The organism is Mesorhizobium sp. M1409, from assembly GCF_040317535.1.
GTDB lineage: Bacteria > Pseudomonadota > Alphaproteobacteria > Rhizobiales > Rhizobiaceae > Mesorhizobium.
This window is the reverse complement of sequence record NZ_JAMYKV010000009.1, coordinates 143,177-158,785: the sequence shown is the minus strand read 5'-3', so window position 1 is coordinate 158,785 and position 15,609 is coordinate 143,177. Positions and strand designations below refer to the sequence as shown.

General features: G+C 61.9%; 17 protein-coding genes. 6 read left to right on the top strand and 11 right to left on the bottom strand.

Features of this window, described 5'->3' with window-relative positions; genetic code table 11:
• The 11 genes from groEL to NKG99_RS10705 all read right to left on the bottom strand — a co-directional run.
• The coding region (groEL, locus tag NKG99_RS10755; RefSeq protein ID WP_352867064.1) for a chaperonin GroEL at positions 1 to 892 on the bottom strand (892 nt) is incomplete at its 3' end.
• 63 nt (positions 893 to 955) lie between these two features.
• Positions 956 to 1,252, bottom strand: a complete 297-nt coding sequence (groES, locus tag NKG99_RS10750) for a co-chaperone GroES (RefSeq protein ID WP_019863563.1) — start codon at positions 1,250 to 1,252, stop codon at positions 956 to 958.
• Between the two features lie 430 nt (positions 1,253 to 1,682).
• On the bottom strand, positions 1,683 to 2,666 hold the full coding sequence (bioZ, locus tag NKG99_RS10745) for a 3-oxopimeloyl-[acyl-carrier-protein] synthase BioZ (RefSeq protein ID WP_023766585.1): 984 nt from the start codon (positions 2,664 to 2,666) through the stop codon (positions 1,683 to 1,685).
• Positions 2,663 to 3,928: an adenosylmethionine--8-amino-7-oxononanoate transaminase gene (locus NKG99_RS10740; protein ID WP_352794782.1), complete on the bottom strand. Its 1,266-nt coding sequence runs from the start codon at positions 3,926 to 3,928 to the stop codon at positions 2,663 to 2,665. The genes bioZ and NKG99_RS10740 overlap by 4 nt, the downstream gene beginning before the upstream one ends.
• Positions 3,928 to 4,563, bottom strand: coding sequence for a dethiobiotin synthase (bioD, locus tag NKG99_RS10735; RefSeq protein WP_023735844.1), 636 nt, complete (start codon positions 4,561 to 4,563; stop codon positions 3,928 to 3,930). Before bioD ends, NKG99_RS10740 begins: the two co-directional genes overlap by 1 nt.
• Positions 4,560 to 5,714, bottom strand: coding sequence for an 8-amino-7-oxononanoate synthase (locus NKG99_RS10730; protein WP_352867060.1), 1,155 nt, complete (start codon positions 5,712 to 5,714; stop codon positions 4,560 to 4,562). The genes bioD and NKG99_RS10730 overlap by 4 nt, the downstream gene beginning before the upstream one ends.
• Complete coding sequence (bioB, locus tag NKG99_RS10725) at positions 5,711 to 6,709, bottom strand: biotin synthase BioB (protein WP_352867087.1); 999 nt, start codon at positions 6,707 to 6,709, stop codon at positions 5,711 to 5,713. The genes NKG99_RS10730 and bioB overlap by 4 nt, the downstream gene beginning before the upstream one ends.
• Before the next feature lie 94 nt (positions 6,710 to 6,803).
• Positions 6,804 to 7,658: a carboxylating nicotinate-nucleotide diphosphorylase gene (gene nadC, locus NKG99_RS10720; protein WP_023766589.1), complete on the bottom strand. Its 855-nt coding sequence runs from the start codon at positions 7,656 to 7,658 to the stop codon at positions 6,804 to 6,806.
• A complete protein-coding gene (locus NKG99_RS10715; protein ID WP_352752706.1) occupies positions 7,658 to 9,199 on the bottom strand; it encodes an L-aspartate oxidase in 1,542 nt (513 codons plus the stop codon). The genes nadC and NKG99_RS10715 overlap by 1 nt, the downstream gene beginning before the upstream one ends.
• Positions 9,196 to 10,170 carry a quinolinate synthase NadA gene (nadA, locus tag NKG99_RS10710; RefSeq protein ID WP_352867057.1) on the bottom strand — a complete coding sequence of 325 codons (975 nt, stop codon included), beginning with the start codon at positions 10,168 to 10,170 and terminating at the stop codon, positions 9,196 to 9,198. Before nadA ends, NKG99_RS10715 begins: the two co-directional genes overlap by 4 nt.
• A 67-nt stretch (positions 10,171 to 10,237) precedes the next feature.
• Positions 10,238 to 11,206, bottom strand: coding sequence for an NUDIX hydrolase (locus tag NKG99_RS10705; protein ID WP_352867055.1), 969 nt, complete (start codon positions 11,204 to 11,206; stop codon positions 10,238 to 10,240).
• A gap of 173 nt (positions 11,207 to 11,379) precedes the next feature.
• Here NKG99_RS10705 and panB point away from each other — a divergent pair, with 173 nt between their 5' ends.
• The 6 genes from panB to NKG99_RS10675 all read left to right on the top strand — a co-directional run bounded on the left by panB (position 11,380) and on the right by NKG99_RS10675 (position 15,512).
• On the top strand, positions 11,380 to 12,240 hold the full coding sequence (gene panB, locus NKG99_RS10700; RefSeq protein WP_352867052.1) for a 3-methyl-2-oxobutanoate hydroxymethyltransferase: 861 nt from the start codon (positions 11,380 to 11,382) through the stop codon (positions 12,238 to 12,240).
• Entirely contained in the window at positions 12,237 to 13,100 is an 864-nt protein-coding gene (gene panC, locus NKG99_RS10695) for a pantoate--beta-alanine ligase (RefSeq protein WP_352867049.1), read from the top strand. The genes panB and panC overlap by 4 nt, the downstream gene beginning before the upstream one ends.
• Before the next feature lie 94 nt (positions 13,101 to 13,194).
• Positions 13,195 to 13,920 (top strand): LuxR family transcriptional regulator, encoded by a 726-nt coding sequence (locus NKG99_RS10690; protein ID WP_352867046.1) that lies wholly within the window; start codon positions 13,195 to 13,197, stop codon positions 13,918 to 13,920.
• Between the two features lie 93 nt (positions 13,921 to 14,013).
• On the top strand, positions 14,014 to 14,646 hold the full coding sequence (locus NKG99_RS10685; protein WP_023766595.1) for an acyl-homoserine-lactone synthase: 633 nt from the start codon (positions 14,014 to 14,016) through the stop codon (positions 14,644 to 14,646).
• Positions 14,647 to 14,668: 22 nt separating this feature from the next.
• Positions 14,669 to 15,043 carry a transcriptional regulator domain-containing protein gene (locus NKG99_RS10680; RefSeq protein WP_350314065.1) on the top strand — a complete coding sequence of 125 codons (375 nt, stop codon included), beginning with the start codon at positions 14,669 to 14,671 and terminating at the stop codon, positions 15,041 to 15,043.
• A gap of 58 nt (positions 15,044 to 15,101) precedes the next feature.
• Complete coding sequence (locus NKG99_RS10675; RefSeq protein ID WP_023766596.1) at positions 15,102 to 15,512, top strand: DUF2285 domain-containing protein; 411 nt, start codon at positions 15,102 to 15,104, stop codon at positions 15,510 to 15,512.
• Positions 15,513 to 15,609 lie beyond the last annotated feature (97 nt).

Genomic DNA, 15,609 nt, shown 5'->3' with positions numbered 1-15,609 from the left:
CACCGGTGAGGATGGCGATGTCTTCCAGCATGGCCTTGCGGCGATCACCGAAGCCCGGCGCCTTGACGGCGGCGATCTTCAGGCCGCCACGCAGCTTGTTGACGACCAGCGTGGCCAGGGCCTCGCCTTCGACGTCTTCCGAGATGATGAGCAGCGGCTTCGAGGTCTGCACGACGGCTTCGAGAACCGGCAGCATCGCCTGCAGGTTGGACAGCTTCTTCTCGTGCAGGAGGATGTAGACGTCCTCGAGCTCGGCAACCATCTTGTCGGCGTTGGTGACGAAGTAGGGCGAGAGATAGCCGCGGTCGAACTGCATGCCTTCGACGACCTCGAGTTCAGTCTCGGCGGTCTTGGCTTCCTCAACCGTGATGACGCCTTCGTTGCCGACCTTCTGCATCGCTTCGGCGATCATCTTGCCGACCGACTCGTCGCCATTGCCGGCGATCGTGCCGACCTGGGCAACTTCCTCGGAGGTCTTGATCTTCTTGGCAGCCTTGCCGAGCGCCGCGACGACTTCGGTCACGGCCAGATCGATGCCGCGCTTCAGGTCCATCGGGTTCATGCCGGCGGCAACGGCCTTGTTGCCTTCCTGGACGATCGACTGCGCCAGAACGGTCGCGGTTGTGGTGCCGTCACCGGCGATGTCGTTGGTCTTCGAAGCAACTTCGCGGATCATCTGCGCGCCCATGTTTTCGAACTTGTCGGAAAGTTCGATTTCCTTGGCGACGGTGACCCCGTCCTTGGTGATGCGCGGTGCGCCGAACGACTTGTCGATGACGACGTTGCGGCCCTTGGGGCCAAGGGTGACCTTCACCGCGTCGGCGAGGATGTTGATGCCGTGAAGCATGCGCTCACGGGCATCGCGGGAGAATTTTACGTCTTTAGCAGCCATTTTTTTACTCCTGGGCATCTCGCCCGAAATTCAGATTTGATGGTGCGAAGGAAAGGCCTGATATCAGCCGATGATGCCCATAATGTCGGATTCCTTCATGATCAGAAGGTCTTCGCCATTGAGCTTGACTTCGGTACCCGACCACTTGCCGAACAGGATGCGGTCGCCGGCCTTGACGTCCAGCGGGACCAGCTTGCCAGCTTCGTCACGAGCGCCGGAGCCGACGGCGATGATCTCGCCTTCCTGCGGCTTTTCCTTAGCCGTATCCGGGATGATGATCCCGCCGGCGGTCTTGGATTCGGATTCGACCCGGCGAACGACCACGCGGTCATGCAGCGGCCGGAAATTCGACTTTGCCATTTTTGGATGTCCTTGGTGCGGATGTTGAACGGTTCTCCGTTGCCGGAGCGTGCTTAGCACTCAGCGGAAGCGAGTGCTAACGCGGCAATGAGATAAGCCGCATGCTCCTGCTAGTCAAGACGAAAGAGCAAAGAGCAAAGAGAAAAGAGCAGACAGCAAAGAGAAGAGAGCAAAGAGCGTGTAAGCATCGAGCCTTTTATGTGAACAATGTCGGGTATCAGACATATATGGGGCGGCTCACCCTTTGTATTTGAGCTTTATTCAGATGGCACGAATGATGCAACAGGTGATGCATTTGATCTCATCCAGAGGCTCGCACGGGGTCGTGCTGCGTCAGCTCGGTCATGTCGAGCTTCAGAAGGCCATTTTGGCATTGGTTCTGTTGCCCTATTCCCATTCATGACCAGTCCTGCGCGCGTGAGCCGGCCGGCTAGATTCCAACCACGAGAGCGCCGCCGCTGAGACCCGCACCCGCCGCCGACAGAAGGATTTTCTCTCCAGGCTGGAATGGCTCCGTCTGGTTGGCGAGCGAGAGCGACAGCGGGATCGTCGCGGCCGAAGAGTTGCCGTATTCGGCAATCGTCTTGACAATTGCTTGGTCCGCGATGCCGAGGTTCCTCCCGACCGCGTCGAAAATCCGAGTATTGGCCTGATGGGGCACGAACCGGCCGAGATCGTGTGGCCGCACTCCGGCAGCGGCTAGCGCGCTTATTGAGCAATTGGTCATCATCTCGACGGCCTTTGCGAACACTTCGCGGCCGTCCGTCATCCTCATTCGGGTTTGCGCGAGATCGAGGTCACCGTGGAACGGCTTGTTGCTTCCTCCTGCGGGAATCTGGATCAGCCCGTATCGCGAGCCGTCCGAAGCCACCGAGGCACCGAGAATGCCCCGATCAGCATCATCGCACTGACCGATCACCAGGGCGCCGGCGGCATCGGCAAACAGGACCGAGCTTGCGCGCTCGGCTGGATTGATGCGGCGGCTGAGGATATTGGCGGCGATAACAAGGCTCGCTTTGCCGTGCAGGCGGGTAAATCCGTCCGCAAACATCAGCGCATAGATGAAGCCGGCGCAGGCGCCTGTCAGATCCACCGCGCCTGCGCTGCCAAGGCCAAGCTTGTGTGCGACCAGCGGCGCGCTCGGCGGCAGAAGATGGTCGGGCGTCGAGGTGGCAAGCAACAGCAGACCGATGTCGTGGCGCGCAATACCGGCGTTCGCCAGCGCCATGTCGCCGGCCTGCGCAGCAAGACCAGACAGCGTGTCTTCGTCGGTTGCCCAGAAGCGCGACCGTATCCCGGTACGCCTTTCGATCCAGCCTGGATCAAGACCGAGATTGCTCTCGATTTCGGCATTCGCCACCTTTCGCCCAGGCGCATGATGGCCAAACCCGAGAATGCGCGACGACTTGCTCATGGCCTGGACCCGAAGCGTTCGCCCGCCTCCTCAATGGCGTCATAGAGTCGCTCGAGCTCGTCGCCGGTGATGCAATAGGGTGGCAGAAGGTAGAGGACATTGCCGAGCGGGCGCACAAGTAGCCCTCGCTCGAGGAAGAAAGCGCGCAGTTTCGGTCCGATCTCGGCGAGATAACCTGCGGAACCGGTTCGCAGGTCGAGCGCCGCGATCGTGCCGGTCGCCCGGCAGTCGGTGAAGAAGCTGTTGTCGCGAAAGCGTCGAAGCCCGGTGGCCTGCATTGCGCTCAAGGCCGCAATGCGCTCGGCCACCGGCTCGTCCCGCCAGATCTCGACATTGGCAAGTGCTGCCGCGCAGGCAATCGGGTTGGCAGTGTAGGAGCTCGAATGGAAAAATGTCTTCTTCCGGTCCTCGGAATAATGAGCCTGGAAGATGGCATCGGTGGCAAGCGTTACGGCCAGCGGGATGGCGCCGCCGGTCAGGCCTTTCGAGGTGCACAGGATATCTGGAGAGATCGATGCCTGCTCGCAGGCGAACATGGTTCCGGTCCGCCCCCAGCCGGTCATCACTTCGTCGGCGATCAGCAGCGTGCCGGAGGCCTCAGTGATCTTCTTCAATTCGGCCAGAACTGAAGCCGGATACATCAGCATGCCGCCGGCGCCCAGCACCAGCGGCTCGACGATTAAGGCTGCGGCTCGTCGATCGCGGGTCACAGCCTCAAAACGATCCAGCGTCTCTTGCTCGCGCCCCGCTGCCGGAAAGGGGATGGTGGCGACCTCGAACAGCAAGGGTTCGTAGGCGGCGTTGAACACGCCACGCGCACCGACGCTCATCGTGCCGATCGTGTCGCCATGATAGCTGTGATCCATGACGACGATGCGCGAGCGTGGGGCGCCGATATTGCGGAAATAACCGAGCGCCATCTTCAGCGCTACTTCGACCGAGGTCGAGCCACTGTCGGAATAGAACACCCAGTCGAGTCCAGCGGGAGCGAGGCCGACAAGCGCCTTGGCCAAGCGCTCTGCCGGCTCGTGCGTGAAGCCCGCAAAGATAATCTGGTCGAGGCTCGACGCGGTTGTCTCGATTGCCTTCATGATGCGGGGATGGCGGTGGCCATGTGTGACGACCCACCAGGAGGAGATGGCGTCCAGGATGCGGGCGCCGTCGGCCCTGCGGAGATAGGCGCCTTCAGTCCGGACGATTTCTGGGATCGCAGGCTCGAGCGCGTGCTGGGTGAAGGGATGCCAGACATGGGACTGCGACATCAGTCACCTCCAGTAATCGAGGCGAAGGCGAAGCCGGCAATCATTGCGTCCCTCAGTGTCTTGCCGGTCAGCAGATCGAGGTGCGGCAGCCTGCCGAGCTGCGGCGCACCGCTGAATTCCACGATGGTCCGTTGCGTATCGGCCATCTCATCGCCGATGAAAGCGATGCCGGCCAACGGGATGGATCGGGCGCGGAGCGCCTCGATCGAGAGCAAGGTGTGGTTGATGGTGCCGAGCGTGGTGCGGGCGCACAGAATAACGGGCAGCCGCCATTCAGCGAAGATGTCGATGAGCCTTGTGCGCCGGTTAAGCGGCACCATCAGGCCGCCGGAGCCTTCGATGACGAGCGGCGTCGGTAGGACGGGAAAAGCAAGATCGGCAGCCTTGATCGCCACGCCGTCGATCTCGGCCGAACGATGCGGCGACAGCGGGCTCCGCAAGCGGTAGGCTTCCGGCAGCACGCGCTCTGAGGGCAAGCCGGCAAGCCGCGCGACCACTTCGCTGTCGGTCTCGCCGTCGAGGCCCGATTGCACCGGTTTCCAGTAAAAGCCGTCGAGCAAACCGGCGAGCCCAGCCGCAAACACGGTCTTGCCAACTCCCGTGTCGGTTCCGGTGATGACGATGCGTTGGGTCATACCGCCTCCGGTGATGTTTGGGCCAACACCTCGACCAGCGCCTCGACCATGGCGGAAATGTCGGCTTCGCCGATATTGAGCGTCAGTGAGATGCGCAGCCGCGACGTGCCCTCGGGCACGGTCGGAGGACGAATACCGCGTATGTCGAAGCCGCGGGCCTGCAGGCGCGCCGCCACTGCCATGGTGCGCCTGATATCGCCGATTACGAGGGGCTGGATCTGCGAGCCGCTGGGTATCACGCCGCAGCGCTCGGCCAGCTGGCGGCCGGCGAGGGCAACGCGTTCATGCAGCTGAACACGCCGCATAGGCTCGTCGGCGAGCATTGCGAGTGCTTCGCGCACTGCCACTGCCATCAGCGGCGATGGCGCGGTGGCGTAGATGAATGGCCGGCAACGGTTGATCAGATACTCGCACAGTGCCCTCGGCCCGGTCACGAGCCCACCAGATGCGCCGAGCGCCTTGCCGCAGGTGTGGAGCGCGACGATGTTGTCGCGGCCCTCGAAAGCGGCGGCAAGCCCCCGGCCGTCCGGTCCCCAGACGCCGGTCGAATGCGCCTCGTCAATGACGATGAATGCGCCGTGCCGATCGGCAAGCGCGACCAGGCTCTCCAAAGGCGCGCAGTCGCCATCCATGCTGTAAAGGCTCTCCACCGCGATCCAGACGCATCCCATGCCGCCTGCGGCGCGCCAACGTGTGATCGCATCCTCAACAGCGGTGGCATCGTTGTGCGCGGCCAGCACGAACTGTGCGCGCCCGGCCTGCGCACCCTCATGCATGCTGGCATGGGCGAGCTCATCGAGAACCAAAAGATCGCCCTTCCGCGGCAGGGCGCTCAGCAGAGCGAAGTTGGCGATGTAGCCGCTGCCGAAGAACAGCGCGCGGTCGGCTCCAAAGAATGCCGCCGCGTCTGCCTCGAGCTGCTCGTGTTCCGGTGCATTGCCGCGCAACAGCCGCGACCCGGTGGCGCCAACCGGCGTGCCCCGCGCAATCGCCGCCACAACAGCATCGCCAAGTCTCCTGGACGAGGCCAGCCCGAGATAGTCGTTCGACGAGAAATCGAGACCTGCGCGCGGCGTAAGCGTCCGCAGCCGGTCCTTGCGGGCCAGTCCCTGCAAGGTCGCGTCATAGCGGGCAAGCGGTGCCCCGTTCATTGCGCCTCGAGTTCCATCGGCTCAATGCCGAGACGGCGGAACAGAAGGCTATCCTTGTCCTCACCGGGATTGTCCGCCGTCAGCAGCGTGTCGCCGACGAAAATCGAGTTGGCACCGGCAAAAAAGGACAGCGCCTGCATCTCGTCGGTCATGGCGGTGCGGCCGGCGGAAAGACGCACATGCGATTTCGGCATCATGATGCGCGCCAGGGCGATCACGCGCACGAATTCGATCGGCTCGATGGGCTTGGCTTCGGCAAGCGGGGTGCCGGCGATCGGGATCAGCATGTTGATCGGGACGCTTTCCGGCGGATCGGGTAGGTTCGCCAGCGTCACCAGCATGTCGATCCGGTCCACCGGATCTTCGCCCATGCCGACAATACCGCCGCAGCAGACCTTGATGCCGGATCGACGAACCTGCTCAAGCGTGTCGAGCCGCTCGGCATAGCCGCGCGTGCTGATGATCTCGCTGTAGTAGCGTTCCGACGTATCGATGTTGTGGTTGTAGTAGTCGAGGCCCGCCTGCTTCAGTCGAGCGGCTTGCTCAAGATCGAGCATGCCGAGCGTCATGCAGGTCTCCATGCCCAGCGCCTTGACGCCTTCGACCATCGCCACCACCGCATCCATGTCGCGCGCCTTGGGGTTTCGCCAGGCCGCGCCCATGCAATAACGCGTGGCGCCGGCATCACGCGCCTTGGTCGCCTCGGCGATGACGCGCCGGACCTCCATCAGCTTCGACGCCTTCAGGCCGGTTTCGTGACGCGCCGACTGGCTGCAATAGCCACAATCCTCCGGGCATCCTCCCGTCTTGATGCTGAGCAGCCGGCTGAGCTGGACCTTGTTTGGATCGAAATTCTGGCGGTGCACCGTTTGCGCCAGGAAGAGGAGATTGTTGAAGGGGGCATGGTAAAGTGCCTGAGCCTTCTCCAGGGTCCACGCTCCGGGGTCAGGGGATTGAGCCTGTGGCGATGTCTGCGTTGAACTTGCCGTTTGCATGTCCATGCTGTTCCTCCGGTCTGTCTTGCGGGGTCTTTGCTATCTGACTGTTGACGATCGGAGAGGACAGTTGACCCAATCCTGACTCAGACAATCATGAGCCCCGATGGTCGAGGCCGATATCCAGGATCGGCGCGCTGTGGATGAGTCGGCCGACCGAAATCAGATCAACGCCGGTCGCGGCAACCGCCCGCGCTGTATGGGACGTGATCCCGCCAGAAGCCTCGGTGATAGCGCGGCCACCGACCATTGCGACGGCGCGGCGAAGATCGGGGAGGGACATGTTGTCGAGCAGAACCGCATCGGGAGCGAAGCCAAGTACCTCCTCCAACTGGGCCAGAGTATCGACCTCGACTTCGATCTTGACGAGATGACCGGCCGCTCTTCGTGCTCGCTCGAGCGCTGGGCGGACGCCGCCTGCGATGGCGATGTGGTTGTCCTTGATTAAGATTGCATCGTCCAGACCGAAGCGGTGATTGGACCCGCCACCTGCGCGCACGGCATACTTTTCGACTGCCCGCAATCCGGGCGTCGTCTTGCGGGTGCAGACGATCTTCGCGCCATACCCACGAACCGCAGCGACGATCGATGCCGTTGCCGTGGCGATGCCGCTCAGATGGCACAAAAAATTGAGTGCCGTCCTTTCGGCTGTGAGAATGGCCCGGGCCGGGCCAACCACTGATGCAATGATCTCTCCATCCACGACATTGCAGCCGTCTGCACGCTCCACCGAGATTTCGACAGCAGGATCAATCAAGCCGAAAGCGAGCATCGCCAGATCGAGGCCGGCGACAACTCCGGACTGTCGCGCCACCAACACGGTTCCCGCTTGGTATTCCTTCGGGACGATGGCCTGCGTGGTCAAGTCGCCGGCTCTGCCAAGATCTTCAAGAAGAGCTGCCCGTACAAGCGGCTCAAGCACGACCGTGGGTAGCGGTGAAAGTGTCATCACTTCGGCCCTTCGAGACTTGGCGAGTGTCCGAGTCCCCGCGCTGTAGCCAAGGCGGCTTCGAGGGTGATTTCGGACCGTCGGGCGGCAGTCGCATGATGAGGAAAATCTGTCCGGTAATGAGCGCCGCGGCTTTCTTCGCGCAACAAGGCGGCAACCGCGATCATTAGCCCGACAGCCGCCGGATCCGAGACCGCATCCTTGCTTTCGGCGAGCGGCAATAAGGCACGCGCGGCTGCTTTCAACCCTTCACCGTCCCGGACGATGCCGAGTGCGCGCGACAGGAAAACACGCACGGGTATCGGAGCGGGCGGTGGGTAAACGTTGGCAAACGCAGGCCTTGTTCTGCGCGCAGGCGTCCCGGCGACACTTTCAGCGACCCAGCGGGCGCACACGATGGCTTCTGTCAAGGAATTGCTGGCGAGCCTGTTGGCGCCATGCAGTCCTGTCGAAGCGACTTCGCCGCAGGCCCACAGCCCCTTGACGGAGGTTCTGCCGGAGCTGTCCACTGCAACGCCACCCATGTGGTAGTGTTGGGCCGGCCGAATGGGGATGAGATCGCGGGCGGGATTGATGCCCGCTCCACGACAGGCTGATGCGATTGTCGGGAAATGTCGAGCGAATGCCGGGCCAGGCCGTTGTCGGGCGTCGAGAAAAACACGGTGGCCGTCCGCAAGATGGTTCCACACGGCCCGGGCCAAGACATCGCGAGGCGCAAGTTCCGCCCCTGGCACGCTCTGGAGAAAAGCCTGGCCGGTTTCATCGATCAGGGCAGCACCTTCGCCTCGGACAGCCTCGCTGACCAGCGCCATAGGGCGTTCCGGGCCGTCAAGCGCGGTCGGGTGGAACTGGATGAATTCGAGGTCGGCTAGGACAGCTCCAGCGCGGGCCGCAAGTGCAAGGCCTTGTCCGCAACTTCCCCAAGGGTTCGTGGTGTCGAGAAACAGTCCCCCGATGCCACCGGTGGCGAGGACGACCCGCCGTGAGCCGAAGAAGAAAGGTCCGATCGAACAGCTCGCCCAGACGCCCCGGATCGCATTCTCTCGCACGGCCAGCCGGCGCGCTTCCACGCCCTCCACGACAACTATCGACGGAGTGGAACGCACAGCCGCGATCAGGGCACGCATGATCTCACGCCCGGTGCCGTCCCCATGCGCATGAACGATGCGACGTCGGCTGTGTGCGGCCTCCAATCCGAGGCACAGTGATCCTTTCGGCGTGCGGTCAAAGGGAACCCCAAAGGCCGCAAGCCCCTCTATCGCCTTGGGCGCGGCTTGGAGGATGCGGCTCGCCACGTCTCTGTCGCAGAGACCATCCCCGGCAGCAAGCGTATCGGCCAGGTGCATTGCCGGATCGTCGTCTTCGCCGAAACTTGCAGCCAGACCCCCCTGTGCCCAGGTGCTCGAATTGTCAGCTCCCAGCAGCGACCTTGACAGAAGAAGCACCGGCTCCGGCGACAGTTGAAGCGCGGTCATCAGTCCGGCGATGCCGCCGCCGATGATGATGGGACGCCCGAAGAAGCTGCGGAGGTCGGCGCTCAAACTGCCAGCATCCGTTCGACCGCAAGCCGCGCGCGCCCGGCGATCCCGGGTTCGATGGTTACGACATGTTGGTTCTGCTCGAGCGCCGTGCGGATGTTGGCAAGCGTGATCCGCTTCATGTGCGGGCACAAATTGCAGGGCCGGATGAACTCGACCTCTGGGTGCGCTAACGCGACGTTGTCGCTCATCGAGCATTCCGTCATCAGCACGACACGTGGCGGCCTTTGCCTTTCGACATAGTCGGACATGGCAGCCGTCGAGCCGGAAAAATCTGCTTCAGCCACGACGTCGGGCGGGCATTCGGGATGGGCGAGCACGACCACGCCGGGATGGCTTTCGCGCAACTCGCGGATGTCGGCCGGTGTAAAGCGCTCATGCACCTCGCAATGCCCTTTCCAGGCGATGATCTGTACATCGGTCTGGGCGGCGATATTCTGGGCCAGATATTCGTCCGGCAGCATGATCACCCGGAGAACCCCAAGGGATTCGACGACCGCCTTGGCGTTGCCGGATGTACAGCAGATATCCGACTCGGCTTTCACTTCGGCCGACGTGTTTACATAAGTAATGATCGGAACGCCGGGATAACGCTGGCGCATCAAGCGCACGTCTTCTGCCGTGATTGATTCCGCCAACGAGCAACCGGCGCTGAGATCCGGAATGAGCACGGTCTTGTCCGGATTAAGGAGCTTGGCCGTTTCGGCCATGAAATGGACGCCGGCCAGCACGATGACTTGCGCCTCGATCGTCGCAGCCCTGCGGGCTAATGCCAAGCTGTCGCCGACGATGTCGGCCACGCAATGGAAAATCTCGGGCGTCTGATAGTTGTGCGCCAGGATGATGGCATTGCGCTCGCGCTTCAGTGCAAGGATCGCCTCGATATCGTCGACGAAAGCCGGCCATTCGATCGGCGGGATCACTCGCCGGACGCGCTCGTAGAGCAACGCGGCCGCAGGCAGCATGGCGCTCATCAACCCTCTCCCGCTTATACTCTAATTGAAAATAACCAGCATATACTTGCTGTGAGTATAAGGGATGTCAACCCCGCGCCAGCGGCAATTTTGTCCCGGCGATGAGCCTATCGTCGAGAACGGCGTGGCGGAAACGGAAAAGCTTCGCTGGCCGGCCGCCGGTCTCAGTAGTGGCCTCTCCGGTCTCCTCGACCAGTTCCTGCTGTTCGATCAGTCGGCGAAAGTTCGGCTTGTGGATGAGCCTGCCGGCGAGCGCCTCCACGGTTCGCTGCAGCTGCAAAAGCGTGAAGACCGTCGGCATCAGCTCAAAGACGACCGGCCGGTATTTGATCTTGGAGCGCAGCCGCGCAATGCCGGTCGCCACGATGCGGCGATGATCGGCGACCATGGACTTGCTGGGCACCAGCGGAGGGGGCGCCCCGTCCCGCCCTCTTACGGCCTCTTGGACCAAGCCTGCTTCGTAAACTAACTCATAGCGTTGCAGCGTGAGTTCCTCGTTCCAAAGGCGGTCGTCGAAGCCAAAGGCTATCGTCGCCCGCTGCCAGCGTTCACGTCGCGTGGCCGCATCGCGGACGCCGTTTGCCCATTCAATCAGGCGTGGTCGCAGAACATCCAGCACGACCGGAGGCGTGCCGGAGCGATGGTCCTCCCATGGAAAATATTCATACCAACTCTGCCATCCGCACTTGGGCGGGCCCGCTGCCTGTTCCTTGCGGGTCAATGCAAGATAGCTGATGGAGATGACGCGCTGCTGGCGCTCGGCGCCGATGCGATCCCGATCAGCGAACGTGTAGAGTTGCTCAATGTACCCCAGCCGATGGCCGGTCTGCTGCTCGACCCACCCCCTCAAGCCGGATTGCAGCGATCGGTGCTCAAGCGCAAAGGGACCGGAGGGCAAGGTGTCCGCCTGGCCGATGGTGAGGACACAGGGTTCACTGTCGTTTACGGCGACCACAAAGGCGATCAGGTCCACTTTGACGTCGTCGGCATTCACGGCGGCTCTGTCTTTCCTGAGTCCTATTGCCTGATCGTCCATGTTCGCGAATTGGTTTGCCAGCTCGGGGGGGCACTTAATCGATTTAGTGTAAGCGCGCCTGTCGGCACGTCAACACCCCACAGCTGCACGGCCATTTTTTTGCTCTTCGCACCTGCACAAAAATGTGCGAAAGGCGACACCCGCGGTTGGTAACGTAGGGGAAGGAGGATCCATTGAGCGCGTTTGGTGATACCAAGGCGATCACACCGCCGGATATTCGTTCGCGCAAAGGTGGGACGCCGCTCGTCTGCCTTACCGCCTATACCACCCCAGTCGCGCGGCTTGTCGATCCCCATTGTGATGTGGTGCTCGTCGGCGACAGCGTCGGCATGGTTCTCCACGGTCTGCCCTCGACGCTCGGTGTCACGCTGGAGATGATGATCACGCATGGCCAGGCGGTTCGCCGTGGCATCAAGCAGGCGCTGATGGTCGTCGACCTGCCGTTCGGTTCCTTCGAAGAAAGCCCAGAGCAGGCTTTCCGAAATGCTGCGCGCGTCATGTCGGAGACCGGCTGCACGGCCGTCAAGCTCGAAGGCGGCGAAACGATGGCAGAGACGATCGGCTTCCTCGCCGCACGCGGCGTGCCGGTCATGGCTCATGTCGGCTTGACGCCGCAGGCCATCAACACCATCGGTGGCTACCGCGTGCAGGGCAGGGGCGGGGATGCCGAGCGCATCAGGCGCGACGCACTTGCCGTGAGCGAAGCGGGCGCCTTTGCGGTCGTCCTGGAGAAGGTTCCTGAGGCGCTCGCCCGCCGGATCACGGGGGAGGTGGCGGCCCCGACCATTGGCATCGGTGCCTCGGCAGCCTGTGACGGCCAGATTCTCGTCGTCGACGACATGCTGGGCTTCTTCGGCGACTTCCGACCCAAATTCGTCAAGCGCTATGCTGAACTGGGGGAGGCGGCTGCGGCTGCGATCGCTTCCTATGCGCACGAGGTGAAGGAGCGCCAGTTTCCGGCCGCCGAGCACGTGTTTGCCGATGCGCCCACGCCCGCCGACACGCAAGCCACCAAATGCGGAGAAGCAGCGTGAGCGTGCCGATCGTCAGGAGCGCTGACCAGCTTCGCGAAACCGTCGCCGCATGGCGCCGCGAGGGCGTGAGGATTGCCGTGGTGCCAACCATGGGCGTCCTGCATGAGGGCCATCTCAGCCTGGTGCGCGCTGCACTCGAGAAGGCAGACCGTGTGATCGTGACGCTCTTCGTAAACCCGAAGCAATTCAACAGCCAGGCCGATCTTGCCGCGTATCCGCGCACCGAGGACGAGGATGCCGCCAAACTCGCACCGCTTGGAGCGCACCTGCTTTATGCGCCAGATGCAGAGGAGATGTATCCGGCGGGCTTCGCCACCACCGTTTCGGTGTCCGGTGTCAGCGAGGGCCTGTGCGGTGCCTTCCGGCCGGGACATTTCGATGGCGTGGCGACCGTCGTCGCCAAGCTCTTCCTGCAGACCAGCGCTGACTTCGGCTTCTTTGGCGAAAAGGACTTTCAGCAAATTCACCTGGTCAGGCGCATGGCCCGGGATCTGGATATTCCAATCACCATTGTTGCCTGTCCGACAGTCCGTGAAGCCGACGGTCTTGCGCTATCATCGCGCAATGTGCGGCTCTCGCCAGCGCAACGCGCTGTTGCTCCCAAGCTATCATCGGTCCTGCTCAAGACGGCTGAGTGGCTTGGCCGCGGCTCACCCGTCCTGCCAACGCTTGCAGAATCTCGCGCAGCAATTCTGGCTGCAGGCTATCGCGAGGTCGAATACCTGGAACTTCGCGAGGAGGCAGATCTGCACCCGATAACAAGCCTTGATCGACCGGCACGGTTGCTTGTCGCGGCCTGGCTCGGCGGCACACGCCTCATAGACAACGTCAGACTATTTCGGATTGGTTCAACAGATTAGCCACGTTCTCGGCACGTGCTGTATCCCGCCGGGATCGTTCAAAACAACGTCTTTGCCTAGCACCGAGCGATCACGGAGGTTACGCACAGGGCAAATGCATCGCGTGTTTGAGAACTTCGTCGAGCAACTGTCTGCAAGTGTTGATGCTGCCGATCTCAGTGAGGCAATGGCCTCCGCTGCAGCCGGCTTTGACTTCCCGCTATTCGCCTATTTCACTTACCCGTCGGCCTCCGGCGACGCCCCCCAATTGATCTCGAACTACCCTTCATCCTGGACATCACGTTATCTGCAACAGCGGTACCATAGTCTCGATCCTGTCATCCTGCGCGGGCTCCAAGGCTGGGATACATTCGATTGGGGTGTGGATCGCGCTCGGCACTGTCTGCCGAATTCGCAGCAACAAATTCTGGAGAGTGCGGCTGAGTTTGGCATCTGCGGCGGCCTGACGATGTCCATGCATGATCATCTCGGCCGGTTTGCTGCCTTGACATTTGCTTCCGACGAGTCCCGTCCGCTTCTGTTGCGGTCACTGGCACGTTACGAAAAAGCATTGCAGCTGGTGGCCATCAACTTTCATATCCACGTCCGGCGCAGGCTCGCCGATGATCGCGTGGTGGATGGTGTAACGCTCACCCCGCGGGAGTTCGAGTGCCTGAAATGGGCGGCGCGCGGCAAGTCGGCTTGGGATATCAGCCAGCTTCTCGGCGTCTCAAAGCGCACCGTGACTTTTCACTTGGAAAACGCCAAGGCAAAGTTTGGCGTTCGAACGATCAACCAGGCCGTTGCACGCATGGCTGCCTCCGGCCAGACGAGATCCTGATTCTTCAGCCACGATACCTGTAAACCTCTACAGGCTGCATCGCTGTCAGCTTTGCCCTTCGATGGCGGGAACACATCCCACATGGAGGCGACCATGATGCAACTGATAACACCAGACTTTTACAACGAGTTTGCAGGCGAACTCAAAGAGATGCACGGGCTCAGGTTTCGGGTGTTCAAGGAAAGGCTCGATTGGGAAGTTGATACCGAAGACCAGATGGAATCCGATTCGTTTGATGCTCTGAAGCCCGTCTATCTGCTCCTCAAAGGATCCGACTGGCGAATTCGCGGTTGCGTGCGTCTTCTGCCCAGCACCGGACCCACAATGTTGCGCGACACCTTCCCGGTGCTGCTGGGTGCTGACGTCGTGCCCTCGACCACCGACATATGGGAGAGCAGTCGTTTCGCGCTCGATCTTCCTCCGTCGGCGCCCAAGGCTGCGGGCGGGCTGGCCCAGGCGACCTACGAGCTCTTCGCGGGCATGATCGAGTTCGGCTTGGCCAAGGATCTGACCCGGATAGTAACGGTGACGGATACGCGCATGGAGCGGATCCTCCGCCTGGCTACGTGGCCATTGTCGCGCATCGGAGAACCCAAATGCGTCGGCAAAACGGAGGCGGTGGCTGGGTTTCTCGAGATTTCCCACGCGAGCCTTTTGCGCATCCGCAGCAGGGGACGTCTGATTGGACCGGTACTGTGGCAACCGGTTCTAGGCCCGTCGGCATAGCGCTATAGTGGACACCTGAGCCATGAAGGATGCTGGTCTGTCCAAGGAAGCGACGGTCGGCCTTGTATGCTGGCCGGACTGGCGTCGCCACGACGCTTACCACTATGCCAGACGATTGCCACGCACTGGCTGGGCCTGGGAGTTTCTTCGGCGCAATCCACAATTCCAGCGCGACCACGCCAAAATGGCACCGTCCGCCTGCATTGTCGGACCCCAAGGCGACATGCAGATAATCGAGTTGACGACAGGATCAGCTCTCCTAAGACAATGGAGCCTTCTTTTTCGCCGACGCGCCACTTTCGGACGCTACATCGGCGAGGGTCTTTTGGGATCCGCGCGATTGCGCCTGTATTCTACGAGCGGCCGCGGAGCCGCTTGGGCTCGACCACGATTTTGAACCGCTTCACCTTTCTTCGCTCTCATGCTGCAAGGACATCCTGCTGACAGCTGCGGGCGTGCAGCACGTGCTGCTGAGGGAGAACTGCCGGAGTCTGCAGATCGCCGTTTCCGGTGCGTCCGTCCTCCGCCCGTTGCGGCTATATGTCGACGCGATCGTTCAGCCGCAGCACCTCAAGTTCCATGTCGCTGCCCTTCAGTTCTTGAACCACGTCAATGGTTGCGCCCGCCTGTCAGCTGCTTGCTTTCCGCCGGAACACCGCGGAGCGCGTCTGCGTATCGTACTCCAGGCTTTGGATGGCTCGCTTGCCGGAGCATCTCATCAGGAGGTCGCCATTGCCTTGTTCGGGACACGCCGCGTCGAAGAAGATTGGCGTCATCCAGGTGGCCATCTTCGCGATCAGGTACGTCGCGCCATCCAACGTGGCCGCTACCTGATGGGCGGCGGCTACAGACAGTTCCTGAGGTAATTGGGGCGGTTGCGATTGTCTTATTCGAACGCGCAACCTCCATTTCTGAGTGCAATTGTGCGTTGCACAAAACGTGGCAAGCGCCTAGTTCTTCCGC